The 16,151-nt window shown below is 58.5% G+C and carries 20 protein-coding genes; 13 read left to right on the forward strand and 7 right to left on the reverse strand.

Features of this window, described 5'->3' with window-relative positions; translation table 11 throughout:
* Positions 1-442 precede the first annotated feature (442 nt).
* The gene (locus tag ABSB80_RS12235) at positions 443-1,084 is read left to right on the forward strand and encodes a hypothetical protein (RefSeq protein WP_428370912.1); all 642 of its coding nucleotides are present in this window, start codon (positions 443-445) and stop codon (positions 1,082-1,084) included.
* Positions 1,085-1,265: 181 nt separating this feature from the next.
* On the opposite strand, the gene ABSB80_RS12240 is transcribed toward ABSB80_RS12235, so the two are convergent.
* The 6 genes from ABSB80_RS12240 to recJ form a co-directional block, all read right to left on the reverse strand.
* Complete coding sequence (locus ABSB80_RS12240) at positions 1,266-1,400, reverse strand: hypothetical protein (protein ID WP_428370913.1); 135 nt, start codon at positions 1,398-1,400, stop codon at positions 1,266-1,268.
* A 15-nt stretch (positions 1,401-1,415) separates the two neighbouring features.
* Positions 1,416-3,065, reverse strand: coding sequence for a dihydroxy-acid dehydratase (gene ilvD / locus ABSB80_RS12245; protein WP_428370914.1), 1,650 nt, complete (start codon positions 3,063-3,065; stop codon positions 1,416-1,418).
* 603 nt (positions 3,066-3,668) lie between these two features.
* Positions 3,669-4,394, reverse strand: a complete 726-nt coding sequence (locus ABSB80_RS12250; protein ID WP_428370915.1) for an rRNA adenine N-6-methyltransferase family protein — start codon at positions 4,392-4,394, stop codon at positions 3,669-3,671.
* On the reverse strand, positions 4,391-4,732 hold the full coding sequence (locus ABSB80_RS12255) for a nascent polypeptide-associated complex protein (protein ID WP_428370916.1): 342 nt from the start codon (positions 4,730-4,732) through the stop codon (positions 4,391-4,393). Before ABSB80_RS12255 ends, ABSB80_RS12250 begins: the two co-directional genes overlap by 4 nt.
* Positions 4,656-5,210 (reverse strand): PUA domain-containing protein, encoded by a 555-nt coding sequence (locus ABSB80_RS12260; protein ID WP_428370917.1) that lies wholly within the window; start codon positions 5,208-5,210, stop codon positions 4,656-4,658. Before ABSB80_RS12260 ends, ABSB80_RS12255 begins: the two co-directional genes overlap by 77 nt.
* Positions 5,155-6,555, reverse strand: a complete 1,401-nt coding sequence (recJ, locus tag ABSB80_RS12265; RefSeq protein WP_428370918.1) for a RecJ family nuclease — start codon at positions 6,553-6,555, stop codon at positions 5,155-5,157. Before recJ ends, ABSB80_RS12260 begins: the two co-directional genes overlap by 56 nt.
* A gap of 42 nt (positions 6,556-6,597) precedes the next feature.
* Here recJ and ABSB80_RS12270 point away from each other — a divergent pair, with 42 nt between their 5' ends.
* The 12 genes from ABSB80_RS12270 (at position 6,598) to ABSB80_RS12325 (ending at position 14,405) form a co-directional block, all read left to right on the forward strand.
* The gene (locus ABSB80_RS12270) at positions 6,598-8,007 is read left to right on the forward strand and encodes an NAD(P)H-hydrate dehydratase (RefSeq protein WP_428370919.1); all 1,410 of its coding nucleotides are present in this window, start codon (positions 6,598-6,600) and stop codon (positions 8,005-8,007) included.
* Positions 8,008-8,475, forward strand: a complete 468-nt coding sequence (moaC, locus tag ABSB80_RS12275) for a cyclic pyranopterin monophosphate synthase MoaC (protein WP_428370920.1) — start codon at positions 8,008-8,010, stop codon at positions 8,473-8,475.
* 393 nt (positions 8,476-8,868) lie between these two features.
* Positions 8,869-9,459, forward strand: coding sequence for a 50S ribosomal protein L15e (locus tag ABSB80_RS12280; RefSeq protein ID WP_428370921.1), 591 nt, complete (start codon positions 8,869-8,871; stop codon positions 9,457-9,459).
* A gap of 29 nt (positions 9,460-9,488) precedes the next feature.
* Positions 9,489-10,130 carry an RNase P subunit p30 family protein gene (locus ABSB80_RS12285; RefSeq protein WP_428370922.1) on the forward strand — a complete coding sequence of 214 codons (642 nt, stop codon included), beginning with the start codon at positions 9,489-9,491 and terminating at the stop codon, positions 10,128-10,130.
* The gene (locus ABSB80_RS12290; RefSeq protein ID WP_428370923.1) at positions 10,130-10,624 is read left to right on the forward strand and encodes an Rpp14/Pop5 family protein; all 495 of its coding nucleotides are present in this window, start codon (positions 10,130-10,132) and stop codon (positions 10,622-10,624) included. The genes ABSB80_RS12285 and ABSB80_RS12290 overlap by 1 nt, the downstream gene beginning before the upstream one ends.
* Positions 10,624-11,346: an archaeal proteasome endopeptidase complex subunit alpha gene (gene psmA / locus ABSB80_RS12295; protein ID WP_428370924.1), complete on the forward strand. Its 723-nt coding sequence runs from the start codon at positions 10,624-10,626 to the stop codon at positions 11,344-11,346. Before ABSB80_RS12290 ends, psmA begins: the two co-directional genes overlap by 1 nt.
* 6 nt (positions 11,347-11,352) lie before the next feature.
* Positions 11,353-12,057 (forward strand): ribosome assembly factor SBDS, encoded by a 705-nt coding sequence (locus ABSB80_RS12300; protein ID WP_428370925.1) that lies wholly within the window; start codon positions 11,353-11,355, stop codon positions 12,055-12,057.
* Positions 12,058-12,100: 43 nt separating this feature from the next.
* Positions 12,101-12,394, forward strand: coding sequence for a 50S ribosomal protein L37ae (locus tag ABSB80_RS12305; protein WP_428370926.1), 294 nt, complete (start codon positions 12,101-12,103; stop codon positions 12,392-12,394).
* A gap of 12 nt (positions 12,395-12,406) precedes the next feature.
* On the forward strand, positions 12,407-12,541 hold the full coding sequence (locus ABSB80_RS12310) for a DNA-directed RNA polymerase subunit P (protein WP_012107386.1): 135 nt from the start codon (positions 12,407-12,409) through the stop codon (positions 12,539-12,541).
* 80 nt (positions 12,542-12,621) lie between these two features.
* Positions 12,622-12,864, forward strand: a complete 243-nt coding sequence (locus ABSB80_RS12315) for a KEOPS complex subunit Pcc1 (RefSeq protein WP_428370927.1) — start codon at positions 12,622-12,624, stop codon at positions 12,862-12,864.
* 112 nt (positions 12,865-12,976) lie between these two features.
* Complete coding sequence (locus ABSB80_RS12320; RefSeq protein ID WP_428370928.1) at positions 12,977-13,339, forward strand: prefoldin subunit beta; 363 nt, start codon at positions 12,977-12,979, stop codon at positions 13,337-13,339.
* 469 nt (positions 13,340-13,808) lie between these two features.
* A complete protein-coding gene (locus ABSB80_RS12325; protein WP_428370929.1) occupies positions 13,809-14,405 on the forward strand; it encodes an HD domain-containing protein in 597 nt (198 codons plus the stop codon).
* Between the two features lie 14 nt (positions 14,406-14,419).
* On the opposite strand, the gene ABSB80_RS12330 is transcribed toward ABSB80_RS12325, so the two are convergent.
* Positions 14,420-15,940 carry a 2-isopropylmalate synthase gene (locus ABSB80_RS12330; RefSeq protein WP_428370930.1) on the reverse strand — a complete coding sequence of 507 codons (1,521 nt, stop codon included), beginning with the start codon at positions 15,938-15,940 and terminating at the stop codon, positions 14,420-14,422.
* Between the last annotated feature and the right edge of the window lie 211 nt (positions 15,941-16,151).

Genomic DNA, 16,151 nt, shown 5'->3' on the forward strand with positions numbered 1-16,151 from the left:
AGGGGGGACAGGTTTTAGCCTGTCTCTGCATATTTTCTAGCTCCGGATGGCTTCCTGACGGGCAATTCTGAGTACCTCCCATCCGGGCCCGTAGCGGGCTCCGTTTACCCATTTCCGGAGGCTGACCGTGTCATAATTCGGAGAACTTGATGGGAATGCACAATCAACTGTGAATAATGGTAAAAATTATTTTATTGATAAACTTTTAAAAAATCTGGAAAAAATTTACTTTTCACTTAATAGTGAATAAATGAAAGTAAACTTTCATTTATATTATCAAAGTAAAGACGATCCTCCTTTCCTAGTCGTTTATACTATGAGGAATAAGGTTTTTTTCCTTCACTTTAATAATTTATATACCTTGCTCTCATGCAATGGTTTTATCGTATGATGAACATATAAGCATTGAATTAGTCAAATCATCAGTATTAAATGGGGTAGAATGACTTTAGAACCAACAACAGGAATTAATATCCTATTTAAAATTCTAGCCGGGCTTGAAACTAAATTAAAACAAGATGCATTAAAGGAAGACTTAGCAATTGCCCTAAAAACACCGTTAAAAAATATGAAAAAAGCAACTAATGAATTCATTTATGCTTTTTATTTAATGAGTGGAGCAAATATGGCAGGTTTTTTCATAGAACCTCTTGATCCTGAAAAAAGTGCTGCCGAAATTGTTATTCAATTTTTTAAAAGTTATGAAAAATTCGTAAATTCATGTAAAAATCTCGCTAAATATCTTAGCACTCATAAAGATGAATTTAAAGATTTACTCAGCCCTCACGATATTATAGCACTTGAATTGTTTATTGAATCATTCAAAAATGATAAATTTGATATAAAATTTTTATATGAACATGGAATTTTTAAAGAAATGGTTGTTGATGAATATGAAAGAGAGAAAAAATTTCCCTTTTTCCTTAGTTCAAAATTCAATGAAGAATTTGCTAAATCAACGTCTTTGTCAAATTTGTCTGAAATTTTGAAAGTTACTAATAATGATATAACAAATTTAGCAACGCAAATATTCTCTGAATTAGCACTGGAAAAAATTGTAGATAATAATGAAGATGAAGAATAATTTTTTAATAGATTACGGCCTTCCCGACAAAAAAGAACTGCCTGCCTGTGGCGGTAGTTCGACTTGTGGGGGCTGGGGGGCGTCCCCATCAAAAATGGATACGAAAATCACTATTTTTTCAGGTCTCCGCTTATTTTCTGGAACTGCTCGCCTGTTATATCCCTCTTCACGTACCCTTCTTTCAGGATTTCCATCGCAGTACTCCCCGAGCAGGAGTTTTCTGCCTGCCGGTCCCGCGGATGATGATGTACATGATCAGGAACAGGATTCCCGGCATTGGAATGAGCACGAGTATCCCCCAGAGCAGCTCGTTCATTCCCCGGCTGTTCCGTTACCCGTTCCGCAGCACTGCACCCGTGTCCGCCTGCCCGACAAGCGCCGCGTAGCGGGCAAGGACGCCCGTCAGGTTCTTCGCCGGTACGGCATGCGTTCTCTTTCGCTGTTCCATCTCTTCCGGTGTGACAACCAGATCGATACGGTCTTCGTAGAGGTCGATCAGGATCCGGTCCCCTTCCTTCACGAGCCCGAGGGGGCCACCTGCCGCCGCCTCCGGTGCCACGTGCCCGACACACGGGCCCCGCGTGCCCCCTGAGAACCTCCCGTCGGTCACGAGCGCCACGCGGGTATAGCCCTGCCCCATCAGCGCCGAGGTGGGGGAGAGCATCTCCGGCATGCCGGGGGCTCCCTTCGGGCCTTCGTACCGGATGACGACGACGTCGCCCTCTTTTATGCGCCGCTTCAGGATCGCATCCATCGCATCCTTCTCGCTGTTGAAGACGCGGGCGGGCCCCTCGTGCTTCCACATCTTCTCGGCGACCGCCCCGCACTTGATCACCGCCCCGTCCGGGGCAAGCGAGCCCCTCAGGATCTTCAGGCCCCCGGCAGCGTGCACCGGTGTATTCAATGGAGCGATCACCCGCTCATCTCTCACCGGGTGTTCACGGGCGATGGCCTTGACGGTCTTTCCTGAAACAGTCATGACGTCATCGAGTGATGCTGCCAGACGGTTCATGACCGCCGGGACGCCCCCGGCATAGTACAGGGCTTCCATGGAGTACGGGCCGCCGGGCTGCATGTTGCAGATATGCGGGGTGGTGCGGGCGATGTCACGGAACGTATCAAGCGTGATCGGGACTCCCGCTTCCTGCGCAACCGCCATGAGGTGAAGGACCGTGTTCGTCGAGCCGCCGAGCGCCATATCGACTTTGATGGCATTGGAAAAACTCTGGGCCGTAAGGATCCGGCGCGGCAGGGTCTGGGCCCTGACCAGCGGCACGATCCGCTCCCCGCTCTCGCGTGCAAGCCGGAGCTTTGCCGCATCCACTGCCGGGGTCGCTGCGCAGCCGGGAAGGGACATCCCCAGCGCTTCGGTCATGCACGCCATCGTGTTCGCCGTGTAGAGCCCTTGGCAGGACCCGCAGCCGGGCATTGCCGCACATTCCAGCTCGCAGAGCTCCGACTCGGTCATCTTCCCCGCCGCCTGTTTTCCCACACCTTCAAAGATATCGATGAGCGAGAGATCTTTGCCGCCGAGATGGCCGGAGAGCATCGGCCCGCCGGTCACGACGATCGTTGGGATGTTGAGCCGTGCAGCCGCCATGAGCATCCCGGGGACGATCTTGTCGCAGGTGCCGACGCAGGCCAGGCCGTCGAAACAGTGGGCCTGCGCCATCAGTTCGATGGAGTCGGCAATATTTTCCCGGGACGGGAGCGCGTTCCGCATCCCCTCGTGCCCCATCGCTATCCCGTCGCAGATCCCGATGACGCCGAATTCGAACGGGACGCCCCCGGCGGCGGCTATGCCTTCCCTCACTTTCTGCGCCAGCGTGCGGAGGTGAACGTGGCCGGGGACGATGTCGCTCCAGGCGTTCGCGATCCCGATGAACGGCAGGTCCATCTCGCGGTCGGTGACCCCCAGCGACCGCAGCAGCGCACGGTTGGGGGCCCGCTGGTTCCCCTTCTTTATCTCGTCGCTTCTCATAGTCCTTCATAGTACTTTCACCGGACCAGTATCTTAACTCCACTGGTTCCGGGTTGCGGCGACCAAAGGAATCTGAGAAGTTTTCAGACTTCGAGGTCCAACGAGCTTCATCAGAACCTCAAGGAGGAGAAGAACTCATCAGAGTTCTCCGAATTATGACACGGTCAGCCTCCGGAAATGGGTAAACGGAGCCCGATACGGGCCCGGATGGGAGGTACTCAGAATTGCCCGTCAGGAAGCCATCCGGATTTAGAAAATATGCAGAGACAGGCTAAAACCTGTCCCCCCTCGCTTTTCGCCTTCCAAATACACCCAAATAGCGTCTCATGTTTTCAGACGTAAAAATGACCGGAATTGCATGAGTTAATGTCTCATTTTCCGGAATTACTGTCTCTGTGTCCGGAAAAACAGGGAATCAGAGCCCGTAGAGTGCCCCTTTCATCAGGAAGGGGGCATGAGAAGAACCCTAACGGGTTCTTCGAGTGCGGCGGCGTTCATCGCAATCGTAAAAGGGGGACATCTTCCCGTGATATCCGAATAATACGATTTTCGCAAGGAACGTGACCTGATTACGGTTTCCCTTTCAACGACATTGCCTGTCACTTACTTCCTCGCGATCGTCACGTACCCCGAGTGGCAGACGCTCGTCGACGGGCGCGTCCCCCGCTTCGATCGTGTCATCTCCCGCTCGATCAGCTCGTGGGGGTGGACTTCGCAAAAGAGCCCGGACGCAGCGTCGACGACGATTGCCATCTGCTCGAGAAACGGGGTATAGCAGGCAAGGTATCCCCCGGACCGAAGCAGGGAATAGGCATGGGTCACGTGCTCCGGCTGGATCTGCATGTCGAGGTGGACCACATCATAGAGCCCTTCCGCCGCGAGGAAGTCGGCGGCAATCGCCTCGACATTTCCGAGTTTGGCATCGGTGATATTTTTCTGTGCCAGTGCCGAGAACTCCGGGCGGACCTCGTAGGTCTTCACGCTCTTGGCCACGCCACCGAAATAGATGGCCGCGATCCCGCTGCCGGTGCCGGCATCGAGAACGTCGTCGTTATGATTCATGCCGGTATACGCGATGACAAGCCCGATGTCCTTGGGCAGCATCGGTGCGCCCGAGCGCTTGCCATACGTGAAAAAATCGGTCGGCCGGGGGATGCGCACGGCAAACTTCGACCCGTTATGGGTGGTCAGGACGTCCCCTGCCGAAGCCCCGATGAGCGAGGCAAGGTCGAGCTGGCCTTTGTCGGTCGAGAGGGTGCCCGGCCCGGCCTTCACAAAAAATTCCCTGCCCTCTCCCACGAGAAGCACACGGTCGCCGGTCCCGATCATGACGGTGACAGGCGCATGATGGCTTCGGCGATATCGCCTTTCGTTGCGACAAGCGCTTCTTTCGCTTTCTCTTCGGATACGTTTGCCTGCGCCGCGACCATGGCGACGTCCTCTCTCGGGATCTGGGGTGCGGCCTCTTCGAACCGGGGCTGGCCGGTGATCTGGTAGGTGGTCTGGCCCTGCATGGTCATCGCGGACACTTCTGCAGAGTCAAAAATGTAATTCCCCTTCGGCGTTTTGATTATGATACTCTGCACGTCTTCAATCTGCTCGACATTCATGCCGAGCTTCTTCATCATCGCCTTCATCTGGCGCGGGTTGATATTTCCCGGAAGCATCTTTCTCACTCCCCTGCCGTACTCTTACCGCTACTCCGTAATTAAATGCAAGCATCTCCGCACCGGAAACGACGGCCGCACCGCAGGCCAAAAGCCGGTCCCCGCCCGCAACGACGAGCACGTCGTCACCCGCGCGGATGGTGGGGTCCGCTGCAACCACATGTTTTGCAAATGCGTTCTTCCCTTTTGCAACGAACTCCGCCACGTCGTCGCGGATGACGACCCGGTAGCCGGGAGCGGGCAGCAGGGACCGGAGGCGTTTTGCCCCTTCGATCCCGAGGGTCAGCCTCCCGTCGGATGCCCTGATGGTCGCGAGACGCGTCCCTTCATACAGCACCTGCCGCACCCGCCCGGTCGTCGAGAAGATGAAGGTGCACCCTTCCGGGAAGAGCCCCGTCCCAGCGAGACCGCCGAACTGGAAGTCAGCGATCGCCTGGACACGCCGCAGCGAACTGTTCTCCGAGTATCCGGTTGACACGTTCCACAAACTCCTTTTCCGCGGGCTTCGGGATGTATGCCCCGGCTGCGATCTTATGGCCCCCCCCGCCCCCGCCGTATTCGGCAGAGGCAGCGCTGAGCGCCAGCTGCAGGTCGATGCCCCTCTCCACGACCCGTTCCGTTGTCCGCATCGAGACCTTGGTGAGGTTCCTGTCCTCCGGGACCTCGCACATGATCAGGATGGGCTTCCTGCTGTTCAGTTTCGAGAGGGCCATCCCGGCCCCGATCCCGACGATGGTATCCGGGTACCGCCCGCCGACATGGAGCCACTGGAGGTTCTCGAGTTCCTTCACCCCGGTATCGATGATGAACTGGAGCAGGTCCCGGATGATAGCGCGGTGGTTGGTGAGCATATGCTCCGCGTCCCGGTAGGCAGTCCCCCGGTCCCCCCGGAGGATGGCGCTCCCGACCTGCGGTCTCGACCACCGACCGCAGGCATTGAGCATGGTCGCGTATTCCTGGGCGTTCCGCAGCGGAGTGCGGGGGAGTTCGTCCGGGAAGCCATAGGTCTCGGCGAGGAGGCGGTCGACCTTCTCGCCGTTTGCCATCAGCTGCTCGGCAAGCGCCGAGATGATCGTCCGCTTGTCCTCGACCGGGATCTCTTCCCAGACGAGCCAGCGCCCGTCGCTTGTCTGCTGACGGATGCCGAGCCTTCTCAGGAACTGGCGGGCGCCCTCAGGGTTATTGCTGATCCCTGTGATGAACGGGTCGTCGTTGTACGCGAGGGAGAGGTGGACAGGGCGGGTCGCCGTGCCATAGCAGTTGAGGTCCTTCTTCCGCACCTCGACCGACCGGTGCCGCACACCATCCTCGACGATGATCTCCCGGGCCGGGCCCACGAGCCCGCACTTCTCCCGGGCCATCATGTCGCCGACGTTACCTATGACCGCGAGCTTGGCAAGGTCGATATTGGCCGGGTCCAGCTCCTTTGCGATGAGGTAGCTCACGCCGGCGGCACTCATGCGGGAGTAACCGTACGGCAGGCAGTTGACCTGCGTGTACTGCCGTCCGCAGGGCTGGCTGACGTGGTGGTCTACGATCACGACCTCCCTCTCGGAGAGCCCCCTTTCCTCCAGCAGGTTCTGCTGCCCTGCCCCGAGGTCAGAGAAGACCTTGAGCGAGGAGTCGGACGGGACCTGCGGCATGGTGAGGGGCTCCAGCTGCCGGACAAAAACGGAGCGGACGCGGATCTCCTGCCGCGAGACGGCCTGCGACAGGATCGCCTCGCAGGCAATGCCGTCCGCATCGATGTGGGAGATGATGGTTATTTCCGGTGCGGCCGCGATCTGTTCTGCGGCTGCCTTGACATCATCGCAAAAACCCATTGTATATTATTGAGGAGTTCATACACATGAATTGTACTGGGTATGCGGCCTGAACAAGTGGATGGGTTTCTGGAGACCGGTGTCATCACCCTGGCCCGGATGCGTGCTGTCGATGCGAATGCCATAGCGCTCGGTGTGATCTCCCTCCAGATGATGGAGAGCGCCGGCCGGGCTCTCGCGGAATCGGTACTTGCCTACGGCCCCGAACGGGTGCTCGTCCTCTGCGGAAGAGGGAACAACGGCGGTGACGGGATGGTGGCGGCCCGCCATCTCCAGCATGCTGCGGGTACGGACGTCTGTTACCTCGATCTCGGACAGCAGAGCAGTGCCTGCGCCCATCAGCTGGCAGCACTTTCACATTGCCGCGTCCCGCTCCATCCATTCGGATGCCGGGATGATCTCCTTGGCCTGCAGCCCCTGTTTGACCGGGCTGATGTGATCGTCGACGCGCTCCTTGGGACCGGAAGTTCGGGCAAGGTGCAGGAGCCGCTTGCGACCTGCATCGCCATGGCAAACGCCTCGGCCGCCCGGGTTGTTGCTGCAGATGTCCCGACGCAGGGGATGCGTGCCGACCTGATCTGCGCCTTCCACCGGGCAAAAGTCGAAGGGTCGGAAGTCTTCGATATCGGCATCCCGGTCGAGGCAGAGTGCTGCACCGGGCCCGGGGACCTCACTCTCGTACCGAGGCGCGGGCCGAAAGCGCACAAGGGGGCAGGCGGGGAAGTGCTGGTCATCGGCGGCGGCCCGTACCAGGGAGCGCCCTACCTTGCCGGGCTCGGCGCACTCCGGGCCGGTGCCGATATCGTCCGGATCGCATCACCGGTCTTTGAACCGGTGCCGGACCTCATCTACGAGCGGCTCGAGGGAAATAAGGTAGGCAACGAGCATATCGAGCAGCTGGCCGCCCTTGCACGCCGGGCCGATGTCGTCGTACTCGGAAATGGCCTCGGCACGGAAAGCCACGCGGTGGTGCAGGCTCTGGCGCCCAGCTGCAAGAAGGCGGTCTTCGATGCCGACGCCCTCCGGCTCCCGCTTCCGGTGGCACAGGGAGAAACTATCTACACTCCGCATGCCGGCGAGTTCCAGCGGATCACTGGGACCCGGCTCCCGGACGACACCCCCGGTCGCGCCCGCGCTGCGAGAGGCTTGGGCATCTGCGGGACCATCCTCCTCAAGGGGCATATCGACATCATCACGGACGGGGAGCGGGTGCGGTTCAACCGCACCGGCGACCCCGGGATGACGGTCGGGGGGACGGGCGACGTGCTCGCCGGTATCTGCGGGGCGCTCCTCTGCACGCTCCCGGCGTTCGAGGCCGCGTGCATCGCGGCTTATGTCAATGGGCGGGCAGGTGAGGCGGTCGCCGCTGAACGCGGCGGCGGGCTCATCGCCTCGGACATCGTAGAAAAGATCCCCGCAGCGCTGTATGGAAAAAACCGGAATGGTACGTGAATGGCGGAGTTTACCCATATCCAGGATGACAGGGCACGGATGGTGGACATCAGCGGCAAGGGCGAGGTTGCCCGTGAGGCAACCGCCTCGGGCAGGATCCACCTCAGGCCGGAGACGCTCGCCGCCATCCGCGAAGGGACGGTGGTCAAGGGGAATGTGCTCGCAACGGCACGGGTTGCCGCTACGCTGGCGGTGAAGAATACCGCGACAATTATCCCGATGTGCCACCCCATCCCGATAAGTTCGATCACGGTCGATTTTTCCGAGGGGGACGGATATATTGAGGCGACCGTGGTCGTCAAGATGACCGGCAGGACCGGGGTCGAGATGGAGGCCCTGACCGGCGTGTCGATCGCTCTTCTGACGATATGGGATATGGTCAAGTCGGCCGAGAAGGATTCCCATGGACAATACCCGGTGACGCGGATTACCGATGTGCGGGTGGTGGAGAAGAGGAAGGGGAAGTGAGGATCTCCAATTTTACGTAAAAATGTCAATACAATTCTTTCTCAATCAACGATGGGGGTTGATACCCTCATACCCCCTATTGTGATGAACGCCGCCGCCCCCGGCGGGGCGCCCCCGCGGCGGATCAATGACCAAAAGCAATACGCAAAAACCGCCTAGCCCCGCCGTGCCTCGGAGAGGCCCTGAGGCGGGGAAGCCTCGCGACTTCTGAGATTTAAGACCATACCGCTTTTCAGATTGTATAATGACTTATTATTCGGTCTGGAATGACCTTCGATAATTTTTACTGCCCTCATCATTTAATACCCCTCCCATCGTATGTATACAGGCACACGGGATGCGTCCCGTTGAAAGGAATGTAGCCCTCTTTGGGCCGAACCTTAGGTGATCACCATGGTAAAATCGATGTACGCCTTCGTCAGGGAGGCATGGAAGAGACCTGAAAAGTCAGAGGTCGCAGAACTGCTTTGGAACCGTATGCAGGTATGGCGCCGCGAAGGGAGCGTCGTAAGGGTCGAGCGCCCCACCCGCATCGACCGTGCACGCTCGCTTGGCTACAAGGCCAAGCAGGGCATCGCCGTCGCACGGGTCCAGGTCCGCCGCGGCGGCCGCCGGGCGTCGCGGTACGTCCGGGCACGCCGCTCGGCCCGGATGGGCAAGAACCGGCTCACGGCCGGCAAGAGCATCCAGCGGATCGCAGAAGAGCGCGCGTCAAAGAAGTTCCCGAACATGGAAGTGCTCAACTCCTACTGGGTCGGGCAGGACGGGAAACTGAAATACTATGAAGTCATCCTCGTCGATGGCCATCACCCGTCGATCCGGAGCGACAAGAACCTCGCCTGGCTCGCAAACCCGACCCACCGCGGGCGTGCCGAGCGCGGCAAGACCTCGGCCGGTCTCAAGGGACGCGGTATGCTCTACCGCGGCAGGGGGACCGAGAAGACCCGCCCGAGCATCCGCTCCCACGCGAACCAGGGCAAATAATCTTATCCTTTTTTTGCGAAGTCTCCTGTATGAAGATCACCGATGCAGCTGTCTGGCCGTTTCCCTGCGGGGACTCTTCGGTGCGGCGGATGGCGCTCGAAGCGGCTGATCTTGGTTTCGACAGCCTCGTTGCTATCGATACCCCTGCCGCCGAGCTGTACGGCGTGTCTGTGCGTTCCGGCATGGTGATACGGGATGCCCCGGTCCGGGACGTCATCTCCCGGGTGAAGCGGGCAAAAGATTCCGGCAGTGTCGTCTCGGTGCAGTGCGGGGACAACGGTTTCAACCGCGCCGTGATCGGTCTCCAAGGGGTCCACATCCTTCGCGGCATCCATGCGGCAGACAGGACCGCGTTCGACCACGTGGCCGCGAAGATGGCCGCCGACAACCGGGTGGCAGTCGACCTCGACCTCTCCCCGCTCATCGCAGGGCGCGGAATCGTACGGCAGCGGGCCCTGGTCCGCTACCGCGACCTCCTCGTGCTGCAGCACCGGTTCGGGTTTCCGCTGACGGTTTCCACCCATGCCCGCTCCGTGCTCGGGATGCGTGCCGTGCGGGAGGTCTCCGGGCTCTGCTCGCTTCTCGGTATGGAACCCTCTGAGGTTGAGCAGGCACTTGCAGGTGCCGCTGCCGTCACTAGCGCCCCGGATTCTGCCGTGAAGGTGGTCTGATGGCAGTACGGCCCCCGACTCTGCGCGACAAGCGGCGGTACCTCCTTGTCCGTGTCGACCCCGCGGGGACACCGGTCGAACAGAAGGAGCTCTATTTTGCCATCTCCGATGCGATCACTTCGCTCTGGGGGGACGCAGCGGCCTCGCTCATCCAGCAGGCAGTAGTGGCAGCCGAAGGCCCGTACGTCATGGTCCGCTGCCTGCGCGGGACCGAGCGGGAACTGGCAGTAGCCCTTTCCACGGTTACGTCATGTCGTGACGTGAAGCTCGCCCTCCGGATCATCGCGGCTTCCGGTACCCTTGAGAGCCTTCGCGAGCGGATACGGAGCATCCCCCTCCCTCCTGCAGGAGATACCGTGCCCGGAGCGTGCAGGTTCGGCGGGAACGAGTTCGATATCGCGGATTGCTCCGTACAGAAGGTTGATGTGATTGAAAAGGGATTTAAAAATACAAACCGATTGTTCTTGACAAGAGAAGATCTGGAGGAATCATAATGCAACCACAATATCAGATGGGATATGACAGGGCCATCACGGTTTTTTCGCCGGATGGCAGGCTCTACCAGGTGGAGTATGCCCGTGAGGCCGTGAAACGAGGGACCACCGCTGTAGGCATCAAGGCAAAGGACGGCGTCGTCCTGATCGTGGACAAGCGCGTGAGCTCCAAGCTCCTCGAGCCCTCGTCCATTGAGAAGATCTTCAAGATTGACGAACATATCGGCGTAGCCTCGTCGGGTCTCGTCGGTGACGCCCGTGCGCTCGTGGACCGGGCGCGGGTGGAGTGCCAGATCAACCGGGTCTCGTACGACGAGCCGATCGAGGTCGAGGCGCTCTCCAAAAAACTCTGCGACCACATGCAGACCCTCACCCAGTACGGGGGCATCCGCCCGTACGGCACCGCCCTCCTCATCGCGGGTGTCAGCGACGGTGAGTGCCGGCTCTTTGAGACGGACCCCTCGGGCACCCTTCTTGAGTACAAGGCGACCGGTATCGGCATCGGTCGCCCGGCAGCCATGAAGGTCTTCGAAGAAGAATACAATCCCGAGTCCGAGACCAAGGACGTCATCCTTCTCGGCCTGAAAGCCCTTCACTCCGCAACCGAAGGCAAGTTCGATGTCGACACGGTCGAGATCGGTGTCATCGGGCGCGAGAAACCGGTCTTCCGGAAGATGAGCAGGGAAGAAGTCGCCACCTACGTAGGGCAGTTCAAGCAGTGATCCCGCATGATCCCGCTCGACTATGCCGTGATAGCCCGGCTCGAGAGTTTCGGGGAACGGTTCGAGATCCTCGTCGACCCACATATGGCGGCCCTGGTCAGGCAGGGCCAGAAGGTCGAGATCGAGGACGTGGTGGCAGCGCTGAATGTCTTTGGCAACGCTTCGCGCGGGACCCGTGCCTCGGACGAGTCGCTCACCAAGGTCTTCCATACCACGGACTTCGACACGGTCGCCCGGAAGATCATCGAGAAGGGCGAGATCCACCTGACTGCGGAGCAGCGCAAGCAGATGATCGAGGAGAAACGCAGGCAGGTCATCACGTTCATTGCCCGGAACGCGATCAACCCCCAGACCGGCCACCCCCACCCCCCGGCCCGGATAGAGATGGCCATGGAAGAGGCGCGGATCAATATCGATCCCTTCAAGCATCTCGACGAACAGGTCAAGGAGACGGTCAAGGCCCTCCGCCCGCTCCTCCCGATCCGGTTCGAGGAACTCCGGCTTGCGATCAAGATCCCTCCCGATTTTGCCGCCAAGGCGTACGGGGACATTGCGGCAGCTTCCACCATGGAGAAAGACGAGTGGCAGAAGGACGGCTCGTGGGTCTGCGTGGTCCGGATCCCGGCCGGCATCCAGGGAGAATTCTACGATCTGATCAACAAACTCTCCAAAGGCGAAGGACAGGTCAAAATCCTCAATCAAGTATATTAATTCAGAGGACAAATAAAAGAAGACAGATCGGTGGACATCCAGCATGGCAAGTTCAACTCATAAGGCAAAAGGAAAAGTGACCGGAAGTGCAGGGCGGTTTGGCTGCAGGTACGGACGGTTCGTGCGCAAGAGAGTATGTGATATCGAAAAGATCTCGCGATCACTCCACCGCTGCCCGAAGTGCGATATGGAATCGGTGGCGCGCAAAGGCACCGGTATCTGGGAATGCCGCAAGTGCGGGTACAAGTTCGCCGGCGGCGCGTACCAGCCCCAGACCCCGACCATGAAGATCGCCCAGCGGGCGATCGACCGCACCGTTGAAGAGATCAGGAAATAACCGGATACGACCATGGCAAGTACCTACAAGTGTGCACGGTGCAAGCAGAAAGTCGAGATCGATGTCAACGTACGGTGCCCCTACTGCGGGCACCGCATCCTGTTCAAGGAACGCGGCGCGGCGATCAAGGAACTGAAAGCACGGTAACGTGCACCTCCCGGGCATGGAACCTCGGGAACCATACGTATATCACCTTTTTTACCAATACTCCGGGGAGAGGGAACCCCATGGCTGATCATGAAGCGATCTTCCGGTTTACGACGGAACATGCCGGACGGATCTTCCGCTCGCTCGAACCGGAACTTGCCGATGAGGTCAACCCCCGCTCGCTGGTCAGCTGTTCACTCGAAAGCGGGGATGAGCTGGTTATCCGGATCAAAGCGCAGGACATCGCGTCCCTCCGGGCTGCGCTCAACATGTACCTCAGGCTCGTCAGCGTCGCTGACGAAATGCAGGAAGTCAGCAGGTGAAGGCAGTCCTGTCCCGGCGGGATGTCCGGGGCAATTGAGCCCCCATTTTACCCGGTGTAAAGGAATAACCCTTTTTATCCCCCGGAGTGATAGATGTACAGGAGTTTTCACTATGAACAACCTGTCCCCCAAAGTCCAGAACCAGCTCGGCATGCTCCAGCAGATCCAGCAGCAGCTCCAGACCATCCTCCAGCAGAAGGCCCAGTACGAGATGGCCGTCCACGAGGCAAAGCGTGCGCAGGAGGAGATCAGCGACGCTGCCGAGGACGCAGTCATGTACATGAGTGTCGGCACCGTGATGATGCAGAAGAAGAAGGAGGTCATCAACGCCAAGCTCACCGAGAAGGTCGAGACCCTCGAGCTGCGGATCAAGTCCCTCGAGAAGCAGGAGAAGATGCTCCAGGGCAAGTTCGAGCAGCTGCAGGCACAGATCAAGGCTGCAATCGAGAGCAAGGGCGCCCCGAGTGCGGCGTAAATCTTTTTTTGATTCGTTCCTATCGGAACTATTTTTTATAAATTGACGATATGTCGTCCTTTCATCGTTATTGCTAACAGGATATGATGTCGAAAATTGTGAGATGTGACAATACCTGTGAGGCCTCCCCGCCTCAGGGCCTCTCCGAGGACCGACGAAAGAGGTCGAGAAGTTCGCTAGAACTTCGAGGCACGGCGGGGCAAATTACCGGTTTTCTTTTTTCTTTTTGGAAAAGGGTAATTGATCCGCCGCGGGGAAGCAATCATTGCTTCAGCAAGGATAGATTGGAGAAGAATTCATCAGGATTCTTCGACTGCGCCCCACCGGGGGCGGCGGCGTTCATCCTTTCTGGAGGAATAGTAGCAGCAACTCTCTTACTCCCTTCTGAATAAGATAATTTTCACAGAAAATCTCTCTTTCAGAGCTAAAAACCAAAAACCATTACGTTTCCCACACCAGATCATTGATCATGCCTGCCTGCCCGGGGTTCATGGACGAAGACCCGGCGATGCGCCTCCTGGTCATCAAGATGGCTGCCGACCATGCCTCGCGGGCGCACCGGGGACAGTTCCGCAAGGACCGGAAGACCCCGTATATTACGCACCCTGCCCGTGTTGCAGGGCTCGTCGGGATGTTCCACGGCTCCCACGTGGCGGTGATCTCCGCGTGGCTCCATGATGTGTACGAGGACTGCATCCCGGAGTGGATTACGCAGACTGACGAGCTTATCGCCGGCTTCCCGCTTTCTGGAGATGAGCGGGCCGATATTTCCGCGATCGTCGAGGCCCTGACAAAGAAGAACACGATCAAGGGCAAGGCGGCCCGGCTCTCCGACAGCCTCGACCGGATCCTCGACGCACCCCCGGAGGCGACGCTCGTCAAACTCTGCGACCGGATCGACAACCTCCTCGACTCAGCGGACCGTAACGGGGGCTTCACGAAGCGCTACCTTGCCTCTACCGATGAGATCATCGGGAAACTTGAGGTGCGGGCTTCGCTCTATGGTTTCGATGCGGCGTTCCATACTCTCGTAACCATCCGGAACACGAAATTAAAAACAGAGTGAGATTTTCCGAGTCTCTACACCCGGTTGATCAGGTTGATCGCGTTGACCAGCGCCTCGACCGAGGAGAGGACGATATCGTCCCCGCTCCCGCTGGCATCGAAGATCTTGCCGTGCTCGTCCTCGACCGCGATAGTGACGTGACAGATCGCGTCGGACCCGCCGGAGATCGCCTCGATGTTGAACTCCTTGAGCTGGAGTTTCGAGGGCGTGATCCCGAGGATCGCGTTGAGTGCCGCATCGACCGGGCCGTTCCCTACCGCGGAGAAGACATGCTCTCTGCCGTTCACCATCGCCCGGACGCTTGCGGTGGGGATGGCGTGGTTGCCGGTCATGATTGCGATGTCCTGTAAGTCGAGCGTCTTGTTGTTCAGCTCGATGCCCATAATGCTCTCGGCGATCTCGTACAGGTCTGCATCGGTCACCCGCTTGCCCTTGTTCGCTACGGCCTTGACCTTCTCGACAATTGCGTCCAGCTGCGGGCCGGTAGGGTCAATGTGGACGTCGGCGAGCATCTGGTACACCGCATGCCGCCCTACGTGCTTGCCGAGCGTGAGCCTGCGGCGGTGGCCCACCATCTCCGGGGTCATAATGCCCGGCTCGAACGTGGCCGAATTCTTGATGACCCCGTGCGAGTGGATGCCGCTCTCGTGGGAGAAGACATTCTCGCCGACAACCGGCTGGATCGGCGGGATGCCGATGCCGGAGAAGCGGGAGACGAGCCGCGAGGTCTCGACGAGGCGTTCCTTCCTGATCCCGGTCCTGATCCGGTACATCGACTCCATGATCATCACGGTCTGGGCGAGGTCTGCGTTGCCGGCCCGCTCCCCGAGCCCGTTCACGGTCACCTGCACCTGCGAGGCGCCGGCTTCGACGGCCGCGATCGTGTTGGCGACCGCGAGGCCGAAGTCGTTGTGGCAGTGGACATCGATAGGGCACCTGACCTCCCTGTTGATCCGGGTGATGAGTGTCTTCATCGCGGAAGGGGAGATGACCCCTACCGTGTCCGGCACGTTGATGATCGTGGCCCCGGCATCGGCAGCGGTCTGGAAGACCTCGATCAGGTAGTCCCAGTCCGTCCGCGTCGCGTCCATGGCGGAGAACATGCAGAGATCGGAGTGCTTCCGGACATAGCCGATGATCTCGGCCGTGATCCCGAGCACTTCCTTCCGGCTCTTGTTGATCGTGTTCTCCCGCTGGATATCCGAGGTCGGGATGAAGACGTGCACCAGGTCGACATCGCAGTCGAGACAGGCGTCCACGTCGGCTTTCGTGGAGCGGGCAAGCCCGCAGATCACTGACTCAAGACCTAGCTTCTTGATGGCGGTCACCGTCTCTTTCTCGGCCTTCGAGGACGCAGGGAACCCTGCCTCGATTGCATGGACGCCGATATCGGAGAGCTGGCGTGCGATCTCAAGTTTCTGTTCAAAGGTGAATGCAATCCCCGGGGTCTGTTCTCCGTCCCGGAGCGTAGTATCAAAAACAGTCACATCTTCATGCGCCGAGCTATCGGTGAAGAAGACGATCCCCCGCAACATCCTTGCGAGCAGTCATACAAACAACATAAGCGTGCGGATTATATAAATAAGCGGGTTGAACGCGTAGAAACGCGTTCTGCCCGATTGCTGAAGATGCTTTGCGCATCTTCATGCTGAATCCTGCACCACTCACAGATCGGCGGTTTTTACGGTATGGAATCCACGGGCATTACGATACGTTTAATAGCAAACTTGCCTAACATTAGTAGCG

This window comes from Methanoregula sp. (assembly GCF_050010295.1).
GTDB lineage: Archaea > Halobacteriota > Methanomicrobia > Methanomicrobiales > Methanospirillaceae > Methanoregula.

Bases quoted from the DNA above. Each gene is read 5' to 3' on its own strand.
- ABSB80_RS12235 (WP_428370912.1), top strand. From the start codon at position 443: ATGACTTTAGAACCAACAACAGGAATTAATATCCTATTTAAAATTCTA.
- ABSB80_RS12240 (WP_428370913.1), bottom strand. From the start codon at position 1,400: ATGAACGAGCTGCTCTGGGGGATACTCGTGCTCATTCCAATGCCGGGA.
- ilvD (WP_428370914.1), bottom strand. From the start codon at position 3,065: ATGAGAAGCGACGAGATAAAGAAGGGGAACCAGCGGGCCCCCAACCGT.
- ABSB80_RS12250 (WP_428370915.1), bottom strand. From the start codon at position 4,394: ATGATCGGGACCGGCGACCGTGTGCTTCTCGTGGGAGAGGGCAGGGAA.
- ABSB80_RS12255 (WP_428370916.1), bottom strand. From the start codon at position 4,732: ATGCTTCCGGGAAATATCAACCCGCGCCAGATGAAGGCGATGATGAAG.
- recJ (WP_428370918.1), bottom strand. From the start codon at position 6,555: ATGGGTTTTTGCGATGATGTCAAGGCAGCCGCAGAACAGATCGCGGCC.
- ABSB80_RS12270 (WP_428370919.1), top strand. From the start codon at position 6,598: ATGCGGCCTGAACAAGTGGATGGGTTTCTGGAGACCGGTGTCATCACC.
- moaC (WP_428370920.1), top strand. From the start codon at position 8,008: ATGGCGGAGTTTACCCATATCCAGGATGACAGGGCACGGATGGTGGAC.
- ABSB80_RS12280 (WP_428370921.1), top strand. From the start codon at position 8,869: ATGGTAAAATCGATGTACGCCTTCGTCAGGGAGGCATGGAAGAGACCT.
- ABSB80_RS12285 (WP_428370922.1), top strand. From the start codon at position 9,489: ATGAAGATCACCGATGCAGCTGTCTGGCCGTTTCCCTGCGGGGACTCT.
- ABSB80_RS12290 (WP_428370923.1), top strand. From the start codon at position 10,130: ATGGCAGTACGGCCCCCGACTCTGCGCGACAAGCGGCGGTACCTCCTT.
- psmA (WP_428370924.1), top strand. From the start codon at position 10,624: ATGCAACCACAATATCAGATGGGATATGACAGGGCCATCACGGTTTTT.
- ABSB80_RS12300 (WP_428370925.1), top strand. From the start codon at position 11,353: ATGATCCCGCTCGACTATGCCGTGATAGCCCGGCTCGAGAGTTTCGGG.
- ABSB80_RS12305 (WP_428370926.1), top strand. From the start codon at position 12,101: ATGGCAAGTTCAACTCATAAGGCAAAAGGAAAAGTGACCGGAAGTGCA.
- ABSB80_RS12310 (WP_012107386.1), top strand. From the start codon at position 12,407: ATGGCAAGTACCTACAAGTGTGCACGGTGCAAGCAGAAAGTCGAGATC.
- ABSB80_RS12315 (WP_428370927.1), top strand. From the start codon at position 12,622: ATGGCTGATCATGAAGCGATCTTCCGGTTTACGACGGAACATGCCGGA.
- ABSB80_RS12320 (WP_428370928.1), top strand. From the start codon at position 12,977: ATGAACAACCTGTCCCCCAAAGTCCAGAACCAGCTCGGCATGCTCCAG.
- ABSB80_RS12325 (WP_428370929.1), top strand. From the start codon at position 13,809: ATGCCTGCCTGCCCGGGGTTCATGGACGAAGACCCGGCGATGCGCCTC.
- ABSB80_RS12330 (WP_428370930.1), bottom strand. From the start codon at position 15,940: ATGTTGCGGGGGATCGTCTTCTTCACCGATAGCTCGGCGCATGAAGAT.